Source organism: Glutamicibacter sp. MCAF14, from assembly GCF_052114325.1.
In the GTDB taxonomy this organism is placed as follows: domain Bacteria; phylum Actinomycetota; class Actinomycetes; order Actinomycetales; family Micrococcaceae; genus Glutamicibacter; species Glutamicibacter arilaitensis.
Genome location: NZ_JBFREO010000001.1, coordinates 105,812 through 124,581 on the forward strand (window position 1 = coordinate 105,812; position 18,770 = coordinate 124,581).

The window sequence follows — 18,770 nt, forward strand, 5'->3', positions numbered from 1 at the left end:
GGAACCACTCTATCGAGAAAGTACCGTTCCTCGCCTGATCGACGTGGATGAGTAAGTTATCTCGCAGGGGATTTCGCCGAAATTTCAAGCATTCTTCCCAGATTTCTGGCACGCTTAAGTAACTATGCATGCACTTCCCTCACCTGACGCGTTGCGTCAAATCCTGCCCTCGGTCATTTTCGACTTGGCCGACCGTTTTGTTCGGGCGGGTCATGAGTTGTCTCTAGTCGGTGGACCGGTTCGCGACCTGTACTTGGGACGGGTATCCCCGGACCTGGACTTCACTACTAGCGCACGTCCGGAAGAAACCATCAAGGTGATCTCAGGGTGGGCCGATAACATTTGGGATGTGGGACGCGAGTTTGGAACTATCGCTTTCAAAAAGGGCGAACACACCTTAGAAGTCACGACCTACCGCGCTGATGCCTATGACAAGGAATCACGTAAGCCGATCGTCGCTTTTGGCGATAACTTGCATGACGATCTGTTCCGTCGTGACTTCACCATGAACTCCATGGCACTTCGCTTGCCGCTGCTCGAGCTGGTAGATCCCTTTGACGGAGTGAGTTCCCTGGAAGATGGATCCATCCGCACTCCTGGAGCTCCGGATATCTCCTTCTCTGATGATCCGCTGCGCATGATGCGAGCTGCTCGATTCGCTTCGCAGCTGAAAATCGAAGTAAGCCCAGAAGTTCGCAAAGCCATGAGCGAAATGACCGATCGCATCGACATCATTTCCGCTGAACGTGTCCGTGATGAGCTGATCAAGCTGATTAACGGCGCCGACCCGCGAGCTGGCATTAATCTGCTGGTGGAATCGGGTCTGGCGGACAAGGTGCTGCCCGAAGTTTCGGCACTGCGCTTGGAAATCGATGAGCACCACCGCCATAAGGATGTCTACCAGCACTCGCTGACCGTGCTGGAACAGGCGATCGCCTTGGAAACCGATGACGACGGGCCGGTCCCCGGTCCGAACTTCATTTTGCGCTTCGCTGCGCTGATGCATGACATCGGCAAGCCTGCGACCCGAAAATTTGAACCAAGCGGCGCAGTGTCCTTCCGCCATCACGACATGGTGGGCTCCAAGCTCACCAAGGCACGGATGCGCGCACTGCGTTTCGACAAGGACACCACCAAGGCCGTAGCACGCCTGGTGGAGCTTCATATGCGCTTCTATGGCTACGGCGAGGCTGGCTGGACTGACTCCGCAGTACGCCGTTACGTCACTGATGCGGGAGATCTGCTCGAGCACCTGCACCGCTTGACCCGTTCGGATGTCACCACGCGCAATCGTAAGAAGGCTGACCGCCTGGGGTTTGCCTACGATGACCTCGAGGCGCGCATCGCGAAGATCGCCGAGCAAGAAGAACTGCAGTCCATTCGTCCTGACCTCGATGGCGAGCAGATCATGCGCCTGCTGGATATCAAGCCGAGCAAGGTCGTTGGCCGCGCGTACAAGTTCCTCTTGGAACTGCGTTTGGATGAAGGCCCACTGGGTGAAGAAATTGCCATCGAGCGCTTGCGGAACTGGTGGAAAGAGCAGCCTGAAGCTCAAAATCTGACTACCGAAGAGTAATCTTTGACCTGACCGTCAAGGCAAAAGCACCTGAAATCCGGAAGGATTCAGGTGCTTTTCTCGTCCCGGGAAAAGTTCTTAAATATTTTGCGCTAATTTGTAGCACGGACAGCTAAATCCATGTATGCTGAATACTGTGATTGGGAAGTCTCAATGAGACTTGCGGATCGAGAAATTATTCCAAAGAGGCCCCATGGAATACATGGTTAGGCCGAGAACAGATTTTAGGAGGTGGCGAAATGATTAATACCAATTGGTACACAGAGACTCATCGCGGAGCGCGATTTAATGGCTTCTCTCGTATGACTCGTCTTTGCAAGTACATTTCCCCAACCTCCGGACTAGCGGATTTTTAACCCAAGGTAAATCCCGCCTAAGTTCCTGAGGTTGCAGGTCAGTATTCGACTCTCTCCCTTAGGAACTTTTTTCATGTCCAGCCCACTGTTCACCTCGTCCGCTCAACGGGCAGTTCGCACCTCGGAATTAATCTTCGCAGGTCCAGAAAGCCTGAAAGCTCGCGCAATTTCAACTACGCGCCAAGATCTTCCCGCCCCTTCGACACTGACCGAAGGGAGGGAGAATAAATGAAAAAGCGTCAAAGCAAGCGCAAGTTCACCAATCTCGATAGCACTGAATTCCATCGCAGCATGCGTCAGCGTGAGCTGAAGAACCACGTGCCAGCAGAAATGTACTTCCGGATTCGCTGAGGCTGACAACGCCATTACCGTTGTCAGCTAACTAGAATTTGAGGTACACAAGATGAACTCGCTAGGTATTTCCAAGAGGCCCGCCGGCCTTCAAGCCGGCGGGCTTTCCGCATCCACGGCAAGGTTGGATGCAACAATGGCCAGGACCTTTCGGTCCTGGCCATCGCTTTGCCTATTGCTAAGGCTTAGCGCTCGATGTCACCGCGGATGAAGGCTTCCACCTTGTTGCGTGCGCTCTCATCGTCGTACTGCTCTGGTGGCGACTTCATGAAGTAACTCGATGCCGACAGGATCGGACCACCGATGCCGCGGTCCAGAGCGATCTTCGCTGCACGAACAGCGTCAATGATCACGCCGGCCGAGTTTGGCGAGTCCCAAACTTCCAGCTTGTATTCCAGGTTCACTGGAGCGTCGCCGAAGTTGCGGCCTTCCAGGCGAACGAAGGCCCACTTGCGGTCATCCAGCCAAGCAACGTAGTCGCTTGGACCGATGTGAACATCGTCTTCGCCCAGGGCGGCCGAGGTGTTCGAGGTGACTGCCTGGGTCTTGGAGATCTTCTTGGATTCCAAGCGCTCGCGCTCGAGCATGTTCTTGAAGTCCATGTTGCCGCCGACGTTCAGCTGGTAGGTGCGGTCCAGGACCACGCCGCGGTCTTCGAACAGCTTCGCCATCACACGGTGGGTGATGGTTGCGCCGATCTGGCTCTTGATGTCATCGCCAACGATTGGCACACCGGCATCGGTGAACTTCTGGGCCCACTCCGGGGTTCCGGCAATGAATACTGGCAGTGCATTGACGAAAGCAACGCCGGCGTCGATGGCGCACTGCGCGTAGAACTTGGCAGCCTTCTCGGAGCCAACTGGCAGGTAGCAGACCAGAACGTCGACCTTGTTGTCCTTGAGGGACTGCACGATATCTACTGGAGCCGCGTCGGACTCTTCGATGGTCTCGCGGTAATACTTGCCCAGTCCGTCAAAGGTGTGGCCGCGCTGAACGGTCACGCCGGTGGTTGGAACGTCGGCAATCTTGATGGTGTTGTTCTCGCTGGCCAGAATGGCTTCCGAGAGGTCGAGGCCGACCTTCTTGGCGTCGACATCGTAGGCAGCAACGAACTGAACGTCGCCAACGTGGTACTGGCCGAACTGCACGTGCATGAGACCGGGAACGGTGGCATCAGCATCGGCGTTTCGGTAGTACTCGACACCTTGGATAAGGGAAGTGGCGCAGTTGCCTACGCCTACGATGGCAACGCGAATCGGGTTCGCCGACACATGAACTCCTTATTGAAATGTATAAATCCTTTGGACATTCGGGCGCGCGAAAGCGTGTCCCGCAAAATGACCCATATTGATCGTAAGTCTTAATGGAGCCCAAACATTCCCAATCGTGCCCGTTATCACCGAATAACTCTCGGGAAACTGTGCTTGGATAGGGCAAAGTGGCAGGGCTCTTACTTCGGTTCACTGCCGAAGTTTGCAAAAACGTACGAGAGCTAGATGCAATACACTCATGACTGATTGTGCTGCAGCACGTTAGAATGCCCTTCATGAATAAAGTGAGTTTTACTCATGACAATGAATTTGCACCATTTCTGCGTGCTTGCCTGAAATAGCGTCGCAACTTCACCAATACTTTGACTAGAGGCGAAGGCAAAGTGGTTCTCAGTCGATGGCGCAATGGCTGGCGACGGATAAAAGCCAGCATCTGCAGATCAGTTTGCAGTTTCCCGGCTCGAGCTCGCTGCGCGAGCACCTCGAGGGCATGGATGAAACTGTGGTCAACCCTGTGGAAGTAATTTTCCCTTAACCATGCTTTGTTGGGTTCGCCGAAGTTCAGGCCCACGACATCATCCAAGGTGCCGATCACGCCCGAAGCGGTAAAGACCGTATTGATCATCTGAGCGCTGACACCAAAGTCCGAGAGAATCAGAGTCGGCAGACCTCGATCCAGGGATTCGAGTGCAGCAGTTGAGGATACCGTGACCAGAGCACTGCCAGCTGCCAGTGCTTCACTCATTGAACCGGTATCAAAGCGAAGCTGCGAGTCCTTGCTGATTCGATGCTCTGACTGCAGCTTGGTGAACAGCGAGTCGTAGGGAAAGGCCTCAAGATGAGTCTGTGGTTCGCCAGCCTTGGCGCGCAGCTTGATTACCACCTCGAGCTCTGGATTCAGTTTGCTGGCCTGCTCGAGAGCCAGCAAGATTGATTCGCGTTCACTCTGTTCAGCGGGCACCTTCGCCTGCGGGGCGAACACCAAGCGGTCGACCACGTGGTTTTGTTCTGGAGGAAAGCCTGCAGAATGCAAGAACGGCAGCTTGCTGACCATGATTGTCGGCTGGTGCCCGGGCTGGCCCTCGGTCATGAATGAGAAATCCCGCGCTTCAGCATGCGAGTGGCAGATGAAAGCATCGCCGGCTCGACGATAATTCCAACCCTTCTGCGTTGCGGGAAAGGCAACGCCAGGCAGTGCCGAGATCAGTGCGGTGCAGCGGCCATCTGTCGGTTCGGTACGCAGCATGCGCGAGTAGATCTCGGCAACAACTGGACCGGTGGCCGAGGCAAAAATAATATCTTCATCGACGGAGTCAGCTTCCAACTGCGATACCGAAACCACCTGCAAGGCGGCAGGATCAAGATCGGTGCCTTCAAAGGCAGCGGCGATCTGCTGGGCAGTTGGCATCACCGGGGTGCGCGCCAGATACACCTTGCGGTCCCAACCAGGACCTAAGCGGTGCAAGAAACTTGTTGCCAGTTTCAGATAGGAATCCGAGTCGGCGATGGCAAGAATTGAAGGCTTCATCAGGGCAGTCACACCTTCAGTGAACTAGATAGGTGCTCGCGCAGCTCAATGGGAGTACTTGCAGTCCACCAGCCATCGGGAACGGCCTGGGGATAGAGGAAACGGGAATCAGGACCCAGCAACAGGCGCAGGGAAGGAATTACCGTGGAGGGCAAGGCGCGGATCTCCTGGCCCGGGCGCAAAACTCGCAAACGCATCTCAATGGGAATGGTGTGCTCCTTGAGCACCACCTGGTCAATGGTGGAAATCTTCGCCAATAATTCGGGAGTTTCACGGCGATGCGGGAAGTAGGCAACCGGACCTTCTGCAGCGATCTCTTCGATCCACTGCAAATACGGCTGCTCATGAATCAGGTTGTCGGCGACCATGGCAGAACCAATGAGCAAGGTAGGTTCGGTGAACTTCTCAGCCACCGGCTGCGTCGCGAGCCACTCGAACTTGTGCTGCGCGAATTTGATGCCCAGATCAGCCATCCTCTGCCGGGATTCGAGGTCGACATATAGCGCTGAAACGATCAGCAAACGATCTTCGCGGGCCAACTGGCGCAAACGATGCCAAGCGGCCAACCCCATGGCCGTTCGCGCAGCAGAATTCTTGGTTCGGGCACGCACCAACGGAGTCGGATCAGCGGAAATCAGCTGCTTGATCAGTGCCAGCGTAGCCATGCCATCATCGATGATCACTATTTCTTTGGCGCGTACTCCGGCGAGCAAGGCACGTTGGATCTTGCCTGAGTAGGCGTCGCCGGTGACGTACCGTTCGGCAGCACTTTTGGGCTGTGGTGGTTTACGCGCCGCCGGCTCGAACTGCACCCCGGCAGGGGCATGACGCAGCATCGCTTCGGTCGTGGCTTCCAGTGGCATCCCATGACGGGGAATGATCCGGATGTCGGTGCCCAGCAGCCCGGCAGCGTGCGTTTCCACCGCAGAAAGCAGCTGCAATGGCGACTCGACCCAAACGTGTGCCGTGCCGAAACGGGGACGCGGGACCTCGTTGGTGTCATGTTGAGTCAGTTTCATCATGGTGAGGGTCATTTTGCCAGTCGGCCCAGGGATTTGGAAAGCGTATCAAGGCGTTTAGACCCATGGCGCAGTACACGACGCGATGCGCCACGAACCTTCGAAGGCAGTGAACGGCGTGAGCTGATGTGCGCCCAGCGCGGAGGCAGCTCGAGCTTGGTGATGCGGCGGCGCTTGAAATGGGCCGAGAACTCCGGGTAGTGCGCGGCCAGGAAGGATTCAGCCTGCTTACGCAGATGAGGCAGCTGGGCAGCCTGCATGCAGTAGGCGACGGCAAGCAGCAGGTCGGACAGGCGATCCTCCGCACCGCTGTGCTTGGGAACCGGCAAGTCCTGGACAAACAGCGCGTGGATGATGGACAGCGGGATGCGGTTTGAATTCTCATAGGGTGCCAGGGCCTGCAACAGCATGCCGGTACCCACCGCGTAGACCTCGGTGCCCAAGATGAATTTGGCGGTGGCCAATCCGGTGGAGAAGCAAGAGATCACCACAGCAGGGCGCACCGCGGCAATGACGGTTTCGGCCAGGTGGTCGGTGTTCAGCAGCCGGAAATCCAATCCCATGTCCTTCGCAGCGGCAGCCAGCCGGGCAGCCGAGGTGGCGCTGGCCGAAGGGTGGGCCTTGAATAAGACGGTGGAAATTTCGCGCCGCGATACTTCGTTGAGCATCTCCAAGTGCAGCTCGAATTCTTCCTCGGCATCCATCAAGCCCAAAGAGCCCAGATATTGCCCGAGGATCAGTGCGCTGGAAGAAGGCAGGTCGAATTCTGCTCCATGGGCCAGTTCGCTGAAGATCCCAGCCAGGTTCTCGGTGGACAGGACCTCGCGCCGTGGCTGAAGCTCGGCGAGCAGATGAGGCTGCAGTCCGGGAACCAGATCCACATGGATGGTACCCATGATGCGCTGGCGCAGTGGCATGGGAAGTCGGTTGCGTGTGGGGCCATAGGACATCAGACCGTCGGAATGAATCCACAGCTGGGCATCGAAGAAAATCCGTGCCAATGCCCGGGCCGGATTGACCTGGATTGATTCCAATACCAAGGTCAGCGGTTCATCATCCAGATCCCAGGCGCTGCGCAACAGGCGTTCGAAGATATGCAGTTCGTCTTCACGCGGGTTGAACTGTGCCGGGCGGCGCGGTGCGCTCAGCGCCGCGAAATCCACGACGCGGTCAAAACGGGCCGCAAGCTTGTCAAAGCCCGGCACTTCATCCAACGCGGTAGTCAGTTCCGGTACCTGCGAGCCGTTGGCCAGGACAAGGATCCGTTCATCTGCTTCGGGGAGCAGTCCTGCATCGGCCATGGCGGCCAGAGAAGCAAGCTGGAAGTAGCTGCTGGCTTCAATCAGTGCGATCACTTGGCAACCCCTATCTGGCCTGGCTGGAGGAAGGAGAGAATATGGCGGCGGCGGGCAACGTCCATCTCGAGGGCGACTTGGCGGGCCATCGGGGCATCAATGGTGGTGAAGACCTGGCGCAGCTTCTGCTTCATTTCCAGGCGGACCTCAGGCGGGTAGTTCTTCGCGCGCTTCTCGTGGTGGCACACGATGGCGAAGAACTGGCGCATCGCCTTGGGCAGGTGGCGATCTGCGTCCGGGTGCAGGCGCACTTCGGTGAGGATTTGCGAGTAGGCCTGAATGAATCCAAGCTGCCGATGGTCGAAGACCTGGGTCAGCGAGCCTGGCAGTCCACGGCGGTAGAACACCCCGGGCGAGGAGACCACGGCATAGCGTTCGGTATTCAGATGCAGCTTCCACAGCCACAGGCGATCCTCGGCACTGTGCAGCTGCGCATCGAAGTACATCAGCCCGCGGGCGCTCATCAGCTCGGTGCGGTACATCCCGGCCCAGACAAAGGCGTAGTCCACCATGGAGGGAGAATCGATCGGCTCAATGTCATCGGCCGGATGCAGGGGCATGCCGCGCAAGGCCTGCGGGGCGCGGTGGATGACCCGGTTGGTGCCGGTGACCCGCACATGATCGCAACGCACGAAGTCCACGTGCAGTTCCGTCAAGGATTCGGCCAGCGTTTCCAGGTGCTCGGGGGAGTACCAGTCATCTGGATCGAGGAAGGTGAAGTATTCGCCGGTGGCCTGCTCCAAGCCGGCGTTGCGGGCAGCCGAGACACCGGCATTCTCAGTCAGTGAAATCAGCTTCAGGCCAGGCAGCTGGTCCTGGTGGCTGCGGACCAGGGCCGCGGTCTGGTCATCAGAAGCGTCGTCGACGACGAGCACTTCAAGCTCCCAGCGTCCCAGCTTCTGCCGGACTAGTGATGACAGGGCGTCACAAATATATGCTTCTTGGTTATAGGCGGGGATAACCACGGAAATGCGCCCGGGGATCAAAGTCATTGTGCTCTTCACGGCCTTCCTCATGCAGACAAAAATAAACGGCGGTTGGACCCGTCGGTGAGTCCAACCGCCGGATACGTTGGCGTGCTTAGGCGTCGACGCGGCGCAGGCGGCTCAGCGGTGCCAGCTCGCCTGGGAAGACCTTCTTCACGCCGTCACCCATGGCCTGCTCCAGGATGCGGATGTCGCGGATCAGCGACTCGAAGCCCTTTGGCTCCAGGGACGATGCCTGGTCCGAGCCCCACATGGTGCGGTCCAGGGTGATGTGGCGCTCGACGGTCACTGCGCCCAGGGCGACAGCAGCCAGCGAGATCTGCAGGCCGCGCTCGTGGCCCGAGTAGCCCACTGGGACCTGGTAGCGGTCGCGCAGGGTCTCGACCATGCGCAGGTTGGCCTCCTCAGGAGGCAGCGGGTAGGTGGAAGTTGCGTGCATCATCACCAGGTTGGAGGTGCCCAGGGTTTCCACGGCCTTGTCGATCTGCTCGATGGTGGACATTCCGGTGGACAAGATGATTGGCTTGCCGGTCTGGGCCAGAGCCTTGAGCAGCTCGATGTCGGTGACCGATGCGGAAGCGACCTTGTGGGTGACTGCGCCCTGTTCTTCCATGAACTCAACCGATGGAACGTCCCATGGCGAAGCGAAGGCGTGCAGGCCCTTGGAAGCTGCGTAGGAGATGAGTTCCTTGTACTGGGCCTGGTCGAACTCGACGCGGTAGCGGTAGTCCAGGTAGGTCATGTCGCCCCATGGGGTGGAGCGGATCTTGTCGCGCATGTCCATCGGGGTGGAGATCTCCGGGGTGCGCTTCTGGAACTTCACTGCGTTGGCGCCGGCAGCAGCCGAAACGTCGATCAGCTGCTTGGCAATCTCGATGTCGCCATTGTGGTTGATGCCGATCTCGCCGATGACGTAGACCTGCTGGCCTGCGCCGAGCAGCGATTCGCCGATTGCAACTGGCTTGATGTCAGTAGTCATGGAGGTCATGGTTATTGCCTTTCAGTGGGTGAAACTTGGAGAAATTTTGGTAGCTGAGCGGGCGGCGAGAACTAGTTCGGCTAGTTCGCGTACCGCGCCATGCCCGCCTTTGCGGGTCAGCCGGTGGCGTGCAGCCCGGTGTACTTGGTCTTGGGCGTCGGCCACGGTGATCGGCCAGCCAACCAGTGCCATCGCACCCAGGTCGTTGATGTCGTTGCCTACGTAGGCAACACGAGCCGGGTTGATGGATTCGTCGGCAAGCCAGCGCGCCAGATATTCGGCTTTGTTCTCGATGCCGTGGGCCACTTCCACCTTCAGCTTGGCGGCGCGGGCAGCGACAACAGGGTTGGTTTCCTTGGAGAGAATCAGGAACTTCACTCCGGCGGCCCGTAGCCGGGCCACTCCCATTCCATCGGAGCGGGAGACGCGCACGGTTTCTGTCCCGTGCTCATCGACATACGCGGTGTCCGGGGTGTGCACCCCGTCGAAATCAGTGATGACCGCATCCACTTCAATTGGTTCCTGGCTGGCGGGAACGGTCAGTTCTGCCAGCTGCAGGTCGGCTTCGGTATCAATGTCGATGCCGTGCTCTGCGGGAACTTCTTGAATCCGGACCTGTCCGAAGAAGCGATGCCCTGCTTCACGGAACCCGGTGGTTTCCATGGCATAGAAGGCTCCGGTTTCGCGGAAGCGGGGTTCGCGGTCCTGGCGGCGCGGGCGGTGCATTTTGTCATGCCCCACGGCGGCCGCTTCGCCCTGGGCATCGAGTGCCCAATGGAAACCGTGATCGGCAACCGCTGCGAAGCACACATCTGCTCGCCCGGAAGACACGGTTGCGATAGCTGCGTCCAGGTCCTTCGGATCGATCATCGGGCTGGTGCACTGGATGAATACGGTGACCTCTAGCTGGGTTGGCGCATTGTCCAATGCGTGAAGCAGAACCGATTCGCTGCTGGCCGTATCGCCGGCGATCTCTGCCGGTCGATCAATGACGGTAGCTCCGTAGCGCAGTGCTTCGGCCTTGATTTGCTCATGGTCGGTGCTGACTACGACGTCGCTGACTGCCGTCGCGGCCTTGGCTGATTCGATTGCGCGTCCCAGCAGCGACTTGCCGCCGATCTCACGCAGGTTCTTGAGCCGGATGCCCTTGGATCCTCCCCGAGCGGGGATGATGGCCATGGCTTTTGGCTGATTGGTTTTGCTCACGAGTAAGACGCTATGGGCACAAGTTAACCAAGAGGGGGTATCTGGGTGAACGCACGGTGAAGTGCCGATGTAATCACCTGACTATTTGCTGAATGTGAGGTCAGCAAGCGTTTTACGTTAGTGTTCGGGGGATTGGAACAGGGTTCAGGTGAACCGGAAGTGCGTAAATGATCAAAGCGAATAATGAAACATGAGCGTGTAAGACGGTGCTCGGGGGCAGAACATTTAGGCTGGGAGGTATGAACGAGCCAAACCAGCCCCAGCCGGCGCGTGGACCTGTGCGGATTACCGTGCCATCACGCGCTGACGGGTTCCTTCGACAGTTCACTGCACTGATCGGCGGACCTTTGGGCCGGCATAGCGAACCGGGTCGAATCGACCCGGGATTCTTCAGCGTTGAACGCGTCATCATCTTGATGACTACCGTCGGTGCACTGCTGATGCTGTTGGCAAAGAACCCGTGCCGGATCAACGGGTGGACTGGTAACAACCCTTACGCCTACGCCTGCTATAGCGACTGGGTCCCGCTCTTTTCCGCTCGTGGTTTCGCGGAAAACCCGTGGGCGCCTTTCAGCGCCGCGGCCCAGTTCGAATATCCGGTGTTGATGAGCACGGTCGCCTCGGCTGTCGCTTCGATCATCCCCACCGGGATCGAGAACCGTTCCCTGCTGTACTTCGATATCAATCTCTTGCTGGTAGCGATCTTGTGGATGGTCACGGTCATCGCCACCCTGCGCATGACTGGGCGGCGCCCCTGGGATGCGGCGATGGTAGCAATCGCACCGGGCATCATCCTGGCCGGCAGCATCAACTGGGATATGTGGGCTGTGGCCTTGCTGGCCCTGGGCATGTTGGCCTTCGCCCGCAAGCACACCGTTTTAGCCGGAGTGCTGATCGGTTTGGGCGCCGCGATGAAGATCTATCCGTTCTTCATCCTCGGCGCGGTGCTGGTCTTGGCTATCCGCACCGGAAAGTTCAAGACCTTCTGGGTCACCGCCGGTACTGCCGCGGCAACCTGGGTACTGGTGAACCTTCCCTATGCGCTGGCGTTCCCCACATCCTTCATGCACTTCTTCAACTTTTCCTCTGAACGCGGGGCAGGCTTCTCCAGCTTCTGGCACGCATTCAATGTCATTGCCGATAACCGGGAGGGCATCGCGCAATTTGAAGCGGAACAGATTTCCCGTTACGGCCTGATTCTCTTCTTCCTGTGCTGCGTGGGTGTAGCGGTGCTGGGGCTGACGGCTAAACGCACCCCGCGACTGGCTTCCATGGCCTTCTTGATCATCGCCTCATTTGTCATGGTCAATAAGGTGTATTCGCCGCAGTTCATCGTCTGGTTGATTCCGCTATTTGCCCTGGCCTTGCCGCGATGGCGTGAATTCGTGATCTGGATGCTGGTGGAGGTGGCGCACTTCTACGGTGTTTGGTTCTATCTTGATTCCCTGTCTGCCGAAGAAGCGCAGAAAGCCTTCCCGGAGACCGGCTACGTAGTGCTGGTGCTGGCGCATATGGTGATGCTGGGATACCTGATGTTCCTGGTTGCACGTTCCATCCTTGACCCGCGCCACGATCCGATTCGGGCAGTGGGCCAAGACGATCCATTGGCCGGACCGTACGCCGGTGCACCCGATCGCTGGACCCTGCGAGGTCTGCTGGCTGGATCCAAGAACACGAACGAAGTGGCGGAAAATAAATCATGATTGACGTTGCCGTTGTCGGAGCAGGACCCAACGGGCTGGCGGCCGCAGCAGTAGCTGCCCGTGCCGGATTGGAAGTCACGGTTTACGAGGCCAATGACAGCATTGGCGGGGCCGCGCGTACGCAAATGCTCAACGGTTCCCAGGCGAAGTTTGATTTGGGCAGTGCGGTGCATCCAATGGCGATGCAATCCCAGGCCATGCATGAACTGGGCGTCCACGACAAGGTGGATTTCATCGTTCCGGAGATTTCCTTTGCTCACGTGCTGGATCGCAGAACGGCCTATGCCTATAAGGACCTGGAACGCACCGGAGAAGAACTTGGCGGGGCAGACGGTGAAATGTACACGCGGCTGCTCGGTCCACTGGTCAAGCAGATCGACGGGGTCAGCCAGACCCTGCTCAATCCCCTGCTCAAGGTCCCTTCGAACCCGTTAGCCTTGGCGACTTTTGCTTTGGGTACGGTAGCCGGGATGGGTCTCAAAAACCTCTTTTCTGGAAAATTTGAGCGCGCTGCCGCGCTATATGCAGGCTGCGCCGCGCACGTCGCAGGCGGTTCGCGCGGCCCGGCTAATGCCGGGGCAGGCTTGTTCCTCGCGGCAACCGCACATGGCAAGGGATGGGCTATTCCGCGTCGCGGCTCCCAAGCCATCAGCAACGCATTGGCCGAAGAGGCAATGGCTTACGGAGCAAAAATCCACACCGGGGTTCGCATCAACCATATTGATGAGCTCTCTGCGCAGAACGTCCTGTTTGATACGTCGGCAGAAGACGCCGCCAAGCTCTCTAAGGGCCATCTGCCAGCACAGCTTTCCCACGCAATGCTCAATACCCGGCGCTCGCCGGGAAGCTGCTTGGTGCACTATGTGCTTTCCGAACCGGTGCCGTGGCGCGATGCGACGCTGGGCAAGGCCGGGACGGTGCACCTGGGCGGCACAGCCCTCCAGGTGGGGAAGGCCGAACGCACCGCGATACGCAGGGGATCGGCTAAGCCGTACATGATCGTGGCCCAGCCATCGCAATTCGATAATTCAAGGGCACCGCGGGGCCAGCATGTGATCTGGGCTTACTGCCACGTGCCACTGGATTCTCCGGTCAACATGAGCCGGGAAATCAAGGACATGATTGAACAGGCGGCCCCGGGGTTCAGCGATGCCATCCTTGAAGCACATGTAGTGACTGCCAAGGAATTGGAAGCACAGAACTCGGCGCTGGTCGGAGGGGACCTTTCCGGGGGAACCATGGACCTGCTGGGCAGCATCAAACGCCCGCGGATCTCCACCGATCCGTGGTACCTGCAGTCCAAGGGGCTGTACCTGGTTTCCTCAGCTGCTCCTCCGGGCCCATCGGTGCATGGCATGGGCGGATTCCTCGGGGCTCAATCGATGCTGAAACGAGAATACGGAATTACAAACTGGAAATCGGTGAACTGAGAAACAATGGAAGCAGCATTAGCGCAGCTTGTCGGCTGGATCTTTTTGGCAGCGCTCTGGTGGGTTTTTGTCCGGCAATACCGCAAGGACCCGCGACGCTTGATCCTGGCGGTGCTGCTATTGCCGTTGGTGCTGTTTTCCATTTCGGCGATTGTTGATCTGCTAACTGCGGTGCTTCCCGGATTCGGGTTCCTGTTCTCCATTCTCTTGGTCCTTACCCCGCTGATGGTCGTGGTGTTCGGCGCGGCCCTGGTCTACAACGGGATCTTGATGTGCCGGCGTGAAGGAGCTAAACCCGCAAATCTGTTGTCCTTGGTCGCCGGGCTCGCGGTCTTTGCCTTGCCGGTCATCGCCGTACTGCTGATCCGCATCGAATCCTGGTGGACCTATGCGCTGGCATTCATCTTGTTCATGGCCTCGCTCTTTACCGCGAGCCTATTTGCGATGCTGCTGCTGTATGCGTGGGTGCACGGCAGATTCCCGTCGAAAGCTGACAGCGCAGCTGTGGTGGTCCTAGGCGCTCGAACCATCAAAGGCAAGGTCACCCCGTTGCTGCGCGGTCGCTTGGATAAGGGCATTGAGCTGCAGCAGCTTCAGCACTCGCCTCGTCCCTTCATGGTTCCCACTGGGGGACAAGGCCATGATGAGGTGGAGCCAGAAGGCGTGAGCATGGCTAAGTACCTGCAAGAGCAAGGGATCGACGAGGCGCAGATCCTGATCGAAGACCGGGCCAAGGACACTATGGAGAACCTGAGGTTCTCCAACGCCCTGATCCGCGAACAGCGCCCGGATGGCCAGCTGTGGCTGGTCACCAGCGACTATCACGCGCTGCGGGTAGCGATGGCTTCCCGCCAGCTGGGCCTGGACGCCCGTGCTTTCGGTGGGAAGACCGCTGCGTACTACCGGCCCAGTGCTTTCCTGCGAGAATGCGTAGCGATCGTGCGGGATCAAAAGAAACTGATGATCTTGCTGGCCTTGCCCTTCGCCTTGGCCATCGCAGGGATGATGCTTGTACTGCCCGCAGTATTGATCTAACGCGCTTGGACGCCGGGGCCCATGCACCATCTGGTGCATGGGCCCCGGCGTCTTTTGCCTGCTATCACTCTTTTGGTTGAGCAATAAATCAGCACTGGGGGCGGTGAGCTGGGAACCGGAATTCTCTAGGCTGGAAACATGATCCAGGCACAGCAGTTGACGAAGAAATACGGTGGAAAGACCGTGGTCGATAATGCATCGTTCGCAGTCCAAGAAGGAATGGTGACCGGATTCCTGGGCCCGAATGGCGCCGGTAAATCCACCACCATGCGCATGATCGTAGGGCTGGCCAAACCTACCAGTGGCGAGGTTCTGGTCAACGGAAGCGATTTCAGGAAATCGCGCCACCCGCTGACCCAGGTTGGCACCTTGCTGGAAGCCAAATCGGTCCATAAGTCACTGACTCCGCTGGCGCATTTGCGGGCAATGGCTGCAACTGCAGGACTGCCGGCAGCCAGGGTGGATGAAGTACTCGAGCTCACCGGTCTGAGTAGCGTGCGGCGTAAGAAAGTCGGAGGTTTCTCTCTGGGCATGGGACAGCGCTTGGGCATCGCGACAGCCCTGTTAGGAGATCCGCAGGTGCTGATCCTCGATGAGCCGGTCAACGGCCTGGATCCTGAAGGCGTGGCATGGGTCCGCCACCTGGCCCGCCAGCAGGCAGCTGCAGGTAAAACCGTGTTCATTTCTTCGCACTTGATGAGCGAAATGGCTCAGACCGCTGATCACCTGATCGTGATTGGCCGCGGCCGGATCATGGCCGACGCACCAATCAGCGAATTCATCGATAACGGTCTGGACCAAACGATTGTGCGAGCAGCAGACATCGAAGTTCTGATGAATGTGCTCAGCGCCGACGGTGTTCAGCTGCGGCGGATTGATGAGCACGCCCTGGAAGTTACCGGTCCCGATTCTGCGGCCATTGGCCGTCGTGCCTTGGAGCACGGGGTGGCACTGAGCGAATTACGTCCGTTGCAGCGCACCTTGGAAGACGCCTATATGGAGCTGACCCGTGATGCCGTTGAATATCACTCGACTATCGTTGCCGAACCAAGCGGCGGGAAGTAAGGACATGACTACCCATCTCGCAACCGCACCTGCCGGCAAAGTCACCCTCTGGGGCGTGCTGCGCAGTGAAGCCATCCGTTTCTTCGCACTGAACTCCACGCGTATCTTGATCGCTGTCGCCTTCGTGGTCTACCTGGGCATCGCAGCCATTGCGACCTGGGGAGTCGGGTCGTTGAATAACAGCGACATGGCCGGCATGGGGGAAGTGCAAGGGATGGAGATGATGACAGACCCCAACATGGCCGCCCAGCTGATCGGCTCAGGGCTGGTCTTCAGCCAGCTGATCCTCGGCGTGCTCGGCGTGCTGCTTTTCAGTGGTGAATTCACCACTGGCTCCGCAGTGAGCACCTTCTTGGCCAGCCCGCAGCGCTTCCGCGTGCTGGCGGCCAAGACGATCCTGATTACGCTGCTGACCGGTATCGTCCAGATTGCCGCCACCCTGGCCGCCTTCGCGCTTTGCAAGCCGATTTCCGATGCATACAACTTAGGTCTGGAATTCGGCAGCGAGTCCTTCCAGAAGGTGCTCTGGTTCGGGGCACTGGCCGTGATCATGGCGGCATTGATCGGATTGGCGCTCGGGGTGTTGCTGCGCAATTCTGCCGGCGGAATCACCAGCCTGGCAGGCTTGTTCTTCGTACTGCCGATCATCGTTGCCCTGCTGACTGCTTTCACCGACTGGGCACAGTACGTTGCCAAGTTCATGCCAGATCAGCTGGGTATCGGCTTGGCCACTCCAGCCAGCGTTTCCACGGATCTGGAGCAATGGCAGCAGCTGTTGGGCGTGGCAGGCTGGATAGTGCTTCCCCTGGCACTGGGAGCTGTCTTGCTGGCCAAGCGGGACATCAAATAGCTCGCCGAGTGCACGAGAAACCTAGACTGGGAATATGAGTCAACCGACGCTGCAGGAAACCGTGGTTTCCTTCGATGAACTGGCCGCCAAGCGAATGGGCCGGGTACGGCGCTATTTGCGTACCCACCCCCGCTTGGTGGTCATCGGCGCGGTGGTCATCTACCTGCTGCTGACCTTGCCCGGTGTATTGGTGTTCGCCGCAATGCCAGATGCCAACGCCACCGGACTGCTGGTAGTCACTCTCGCCATCAGCGCTGCCCTGTTGTACCGGCGCAGGGCCCCGATGACGGTGATTATCCTGGTCTTCATTTTTGAATGCCTGGCTTTGGTGATCGCCGGTTCGCAAGGCGGCCTTGGCGGGGTGGGGATGGTCATCGCCCTGTATACGGTTGCCACCAGCTACTCGGCCAAACGCACCATCCCATTGGCAATCCTGGCCGGTAGTTTCCAAACCGTCTTGATGGTTCTCATGGGCTTCCCCGATATGGACGGCATGGAATTCGATCCGCAAGATGGCATTGACGAAATGATCTTCACCCGCGTCATCATTGCCGTTTCGGGAAGCTTCGTCATCGGGTTCTACATTGCCGCAGCGGCCGTAGGCATGAACGTGCGCAATTCGCGCATCCACGAAGCTGAACTCAATCACTGGGCGTCGCAGGTATCCAGACTCGCCCAGGTGCAAGAACGCAACCGCATTGCCCGCGAAATGCACGATGTAGTGGCCCACTCGCTCTCGGTGATGATCGCCTTGTCCGAGGGCGCGCGGGTGGTGGCTAAGCGTGATCAGGCCCGTGCAGATGAAGTGCTCAACGAACTGTCTGGAACTGGCCGTGCCGCCTTGGCCGATATGCGCCGCATGCTTGGGGTGCTGCGGCAAGAAGAATCCGGAGACCTGGCCCCGCAGCCAACTGGCGGCAACGTGGAGCAGTTGCTTGAAGGGTTCCGCACCGCAGGCCTTCCGGTTTCCTTCACGCATACCGGCGACCCGTTGCCAGAAGACACCACCTTCCAACTGACTGTCTTCCGTATTATTCAAGAGTCCCTGACGAATTCCCTGCGCTATGCCCGTAACGTAAGTGATGTGCAGGTCCGTCTGGAACGGCGCCGGGATGAACTTCGCATGGAAATTATGGATAACGGCGATGCGACCAGAGTTCCGAGTATCGGCAGTGGGCGGGGACTGCGTGGCATGCGCGAACGAGCCGCACTCTTTGACGGAACCGTTGACGCCGGGCCGCTGGCCAGCGGCGGGTGGATCGTCAAAGCGGTTCTGAAACTTCCCGAATGCAGCTTGCAGAACGAAACTAAGAAGGCAGTGAACGAATGAGCGTGGACGATAAAATCAAGGTCCTGCTGGTCGATGACCAGCCCCTCTTACGCATGGGATTCCGCCTCATCCTCGAAGGCGAAGACGATATTGTCATCGCCGGTGAAGCAGCTGACGGTCTCGACGCCCTGGCGCAGACCGCCGCCCTGAAGCCAGACGTGGTGCTGATGGACGTGCGCATGCCCAAGATGGACGGTCTTGAAGCGACCGAACGCATCGCCAAAGAGCATCCGGAAACCAAGATCATCATCCTGACCACCTTTGACCTGGACGAGTACGCATTCTCCGGCCTCCAGGCCGGAGCCAGCGCGTTCCTGCTCAAAGATGTGGCCCCGGAGGAACTGGTCCACGCGGTGCGCTTGGTCGCTTCCGGTGATGCGGTCGTGGCGCCGCGCGTAACCGCGCGACTGCTGGAAACCTACGTGCGCAACGCAGGACATGGTGTTCCGGGCCAAGCTGCCGAACCCAAGCGAGACCCGTTGCTCGATGATCTGACCCCACGAGAACAAGAAGTGCTGCGTGCGCTCGCCGAGGGCTTGTCCAATGCTGAGATTGCGCACCGTTTCTTCCTTTCTGAGGCGACGGTGAAAACCCATGTACGGCGGATCCTGACCAAATTGCATCTGCGCGATCGAGTGCAAGCGGTGGTGTACGCCTACGAGACCGGACTGGTGATCCCGTCCCAAGGCTTGGACTACTAGGAACCATAAACGCAAAAATGGCCACCGCA

The 18,770-nt window shown here is 58.6% G+C and carries 16 protein-coding genes; 9 read left to right on the forward strand and 7 right to left on the reverse strand.

The features are described from left to right. The first annotated feature begins 124 nt into the window (after positions 1-124). Together AB4Y71_RS00510 and AB4Y71_RS00515 are read left to right on the forward strand one after the other, a co-directional pair. Positions 125-1,576, forward strand: coding sequence for a CCA tRNA nucleotidyltransferase (locus AB4Y71_RS00510; RefSeq protein ID WP_441717166.1), 1,452 nt, complete (start codon positions 125-127; stop codon positions 1,574-1,576). A gap of 584 nt (positions 1,577-2,160) precedes the next feature. Further along, the gene (locus AB4Y71_RS00515; protein WP_013350705.1) at positions 2,161-2,283 is read left to right on the forward strand and encodes a hypothetical protein; all 123 of its coding nucleotides are present in this window, start codon (positions 2,161-2,163) and stop codon (positions 2,281-2,283) included. Between the two features lie 185 nt (positions 2,284-2,468). On the opposite strand, the gene AB4Y71_RS00520 is transcribed toward AB4Y71_RS00515, so the two are convergent. The 7 genes from AB4Y71_RS00520 to AB4Y71_RS00550 form a co-directional block, all read right to left on the reverse strand. Next, on the reverse strand, positions 2,469-3,554 hold the full coding sequence (locus AB4Y71_RS00520; RefSeq protein ID WP_013350704.1) for an inositol-3-phosphate synthase: 1,086 nt from the start codon (positions 3,552-3,554) through the stop codon (positions 2,469-2,471). Between the two features lie 295 nt (positions 3,555-3,849). Then, positions 3,850-5,082 carry a DUF6716 putative glycosyltransferase gene (locus tag AB4Y71_RS00525; RefSeq protein ID WP_441717168.1) on the reverse strand — a complete coding sequence of 411 codons (1,233 nt, stop codon included), beginning with the start codon at positions 5,080-5,082 and terminating at the stop codon, positions 3,850-3,852. Positions 5,083-5,090: 8 nt separating this feature from the next. Next, a complete protein-coding gene (locus AB4Y71_RS00530; RefSeq protein ID WP_223261403.1) occupies positions 5,091-6,104 on the reverse strand; it encodes a hypothetical protein in 1,014 nt (337 codons plus the stop codon). A gap of 8 nt (positions 6,105-6,112) precedes the next feature. Further along, on the reverse strand, positions 6,113-7,456 hold the full coding sequence (locus AB4Y71_RS00535) for a polysialyltransferase family glycosyltransferase (RefSeq protein ID WP_441717170.1): 1,344 nt from the start codon (positions 7,454-7,456) through the stop codon (positions 6,113-6,115). After that, a complete protein-coding gene (locus AB4Y71_RS00540) occupies positions 7,453-8,460 on the reverse strand; it encodes a glycosyltransferase family 2 protein (RefSeq protein WP_441717172.1) in 1,008 nt (335 codons plus the stop codon). The genes AB4Y71_RS00535 and AB4Y71_RS00540 overlap by 4 nt, the downstream gene beginning before the upstream one ends. A 76-nt stretch (positions 8,461-8,536) precedes the next feature. Further along, a complete protein-coding gene (locus tag AB4Y71_RS00545) occupies positions 8,537-9,430 on the reverse strand; it encodes an N-acetylneuraminate synthase family protein (RefSeq protein WP_013350699.1) in 894 nt (297 codons plus the stop codon). Between the two features lie 12 nt (positions 9,431-9,442). Next, positions 9,443-10,627, reverse strand: coding sequence for a cytidylyltransferase domain-containing protein (locus AB4Y71_RS00550; protein ID WP_441717174.1), 1,185 nt, complete (start codon positions 10,625-10,627; stop codon positions 9,443-9,445). Between the two features lie 239 nt (positions 10,628-10,866). Here AB4Y71_RS00550 and AB4Y71_RS00555 point away from each other — a divergent pair, with 239 nt between their 5' ends. The 7 genes from AB4Y71_RS00555 (at position 10,867) to AB4Y71_RS00585 (ending at position 18,741) form a co-directional block, all read left to right on the forward strand. Continuing rightward, positions 10,867-12,330 (forward strand): glycosyltransferase family 87 protein, encoded by a 1,464-nt coding sequence (locus AB4Y71_RS00555; RefSeq protein WP_441717176.1) that lies wholly within the window; start codon positions 10,867-10,869, stop codon positions 12,328-12,330. Further along, positions 12,327-13,760, forward strand: a complete 1,434-nt coding sequence (locus tag AB4Y71_RS00560; RefSeq protein ID WP_441717178.1) for a phytoene desaturase family protein — start codon at positions 12,327-12,329, stop codon at positions 13,758-13,760. Before AB4Y71_RS00555 ends, AB4Y71_RS00560 begins: the two co-directional genes overlap by 4 nt. A 6-nt stretch (positions 13,761-13,766) precedes the next feature. Beyond that, complete coding sequence (locus AB4Y71_RS00565; RefSeq protein ID WP_441717180.1) at positions 13,767-14,795, forward strand: YdcF family protein; 1,029 nt, start codon at positions 13,767-13,769, stop codon at positions 14,793-14,795. A 138-nt stretch (positions 14,796-14,933) separates the two neighbouring features. Then, complete coding sequence (locus AB4Y71_RS00570) at positions 14,934-15,860, forward strand: ABC transporter ATP-binding protein (RefSeq protein ID WP_013350694.1); 927 nt, start codon at positions 14,934-14,936, stop codon at positions 15,858-15,860. A 4-nt stretch (positions 15,861-15,864) separates the two neighbouring features. Next, on the forward strand, positions 15,865-16,710 hold the full coding sequence (locus AB4Y71_RS00575) for a drug ABC transporter inner membrane subunit (protein WP_013350693.1): 846 nt from the start codon (positions 15,865-15,867) through the stop codon (positions 16,708-16,710). Positions 16,711-16,744: 34 nt separating this feature from the next. Beyond that, complete coding sequence (locus AB4Y71_RS00580) at positions 16,745-18,040, forward strand: sensor histidine kinase (RefSeq protein WP_441717182.1); 1,296 nt, start codon at positions 16,745-16,747, stop codon at positions 18,038-18,040. Further along, the gene (locus AB4Y71_RS00585) at positions 18,037-18,741 is read left to right on the forward strand and encodes a response regulator (RefSeq protein WP_013350691.1); all 705 of its coding nucleotides are present in this window, start codon (positions 18,037-18,039) and stop codon (positions 18,739-18,741) included. The genes AB4Y71_RS00580 and AB4Y71_RS00585 overlap by 4 nt, the downstream gene beginning before the upstream one ends. Positions 18,742-18,770 lie beyond the last annotated feature (29 nt).

Bases quoted from the DNA above. Each gene is read 5' to 3' on its own strand.
- AB4Y71_RS00510 (WP_441717166.1), top strand. From the start codon at position 125: ATGCATGCACTTCCCTCACCTGACGCGTTGCGTCAAATCCTGCCCTCG.
- AB4Y71_RS00515 (WP_013350705.1), top strand. From the start codon at position 2,161: ATGAAAAAGCGTCAAAGCAAGCGCAAGTTCACCAATCTCGATAGCACT.
- AB4Y71_RS00525 (WP_441717168.1), bottom strand. From the start codon at position 5,082: ATGAAGCCTTCAATTCTTGCCATCGCCGACTCGGATTCCTATCTGAAA.
- AB4Y71_RS00530 (WP_223261403.1), bottom strand. From the start codon at position 6,104: ATGATGAAACTGACTCAACATGACACCAACGAGGTCCCGCGTCCCCGT.
- AB4Y71_RS00545 (WP_013350699.1), bottom strand. From the start codon at position 9,430: ATGACCTCCATGACTACTGACATCAAGCCAGTTGCAATCGGCGAATCG.
- AB4Y71_RS00555 (WP_441717176.1), top strand. From the start codon at position 10,867: ATGAACGAGCCAAACCAGCCCCAGCCGGCGCGTGGACCTGTGCGGATT.
- AB4Y71_RS00560 (WP_441717178.1), top strand. From the start codon at position 12,327: ATGATTGACGTTGCCGTTGTCGGAGCAGGACCCAACGGGCTGGCGGCC.
- AB4Y71_RS00565 (WP_441717180.1), top strand. From the start codon at position 13,767: ATGGAAGCAGCATTAGCGCAGCTTGTCGGCTGGATCTTTTTGGCAGCG.
- AB4Y71_RS00570 (WP_013350694.1), top strand. From the start codon at position 14,934: ATGATCCAGGCACAGCAGTTGACGAAGAAATACGGTGGAAAGACCGTG.
- AB4Y71_RS00575 (WP_013350693.1), top strand. From the start codon at position 15,865: ATGACTACCCATCTCGCAACCGCACCTGCCGGCAAAGTCACCCTCTGG.
- AB4Y71_RS00580 (WP_441717182.1), top strand. From the start codon at position 16,745: ATGAGTCAACCGACGCTGCAGGAAACCGTGGTTTCCTTCGATGAACTG.
- AB4Y71_RS00585 (WP_013350691.1), top strand. From the start codon at position 18,037: ATGAGCGTGGACGATAAAATCAAGGTCCTGCTGGTCGATGACCAGCCC.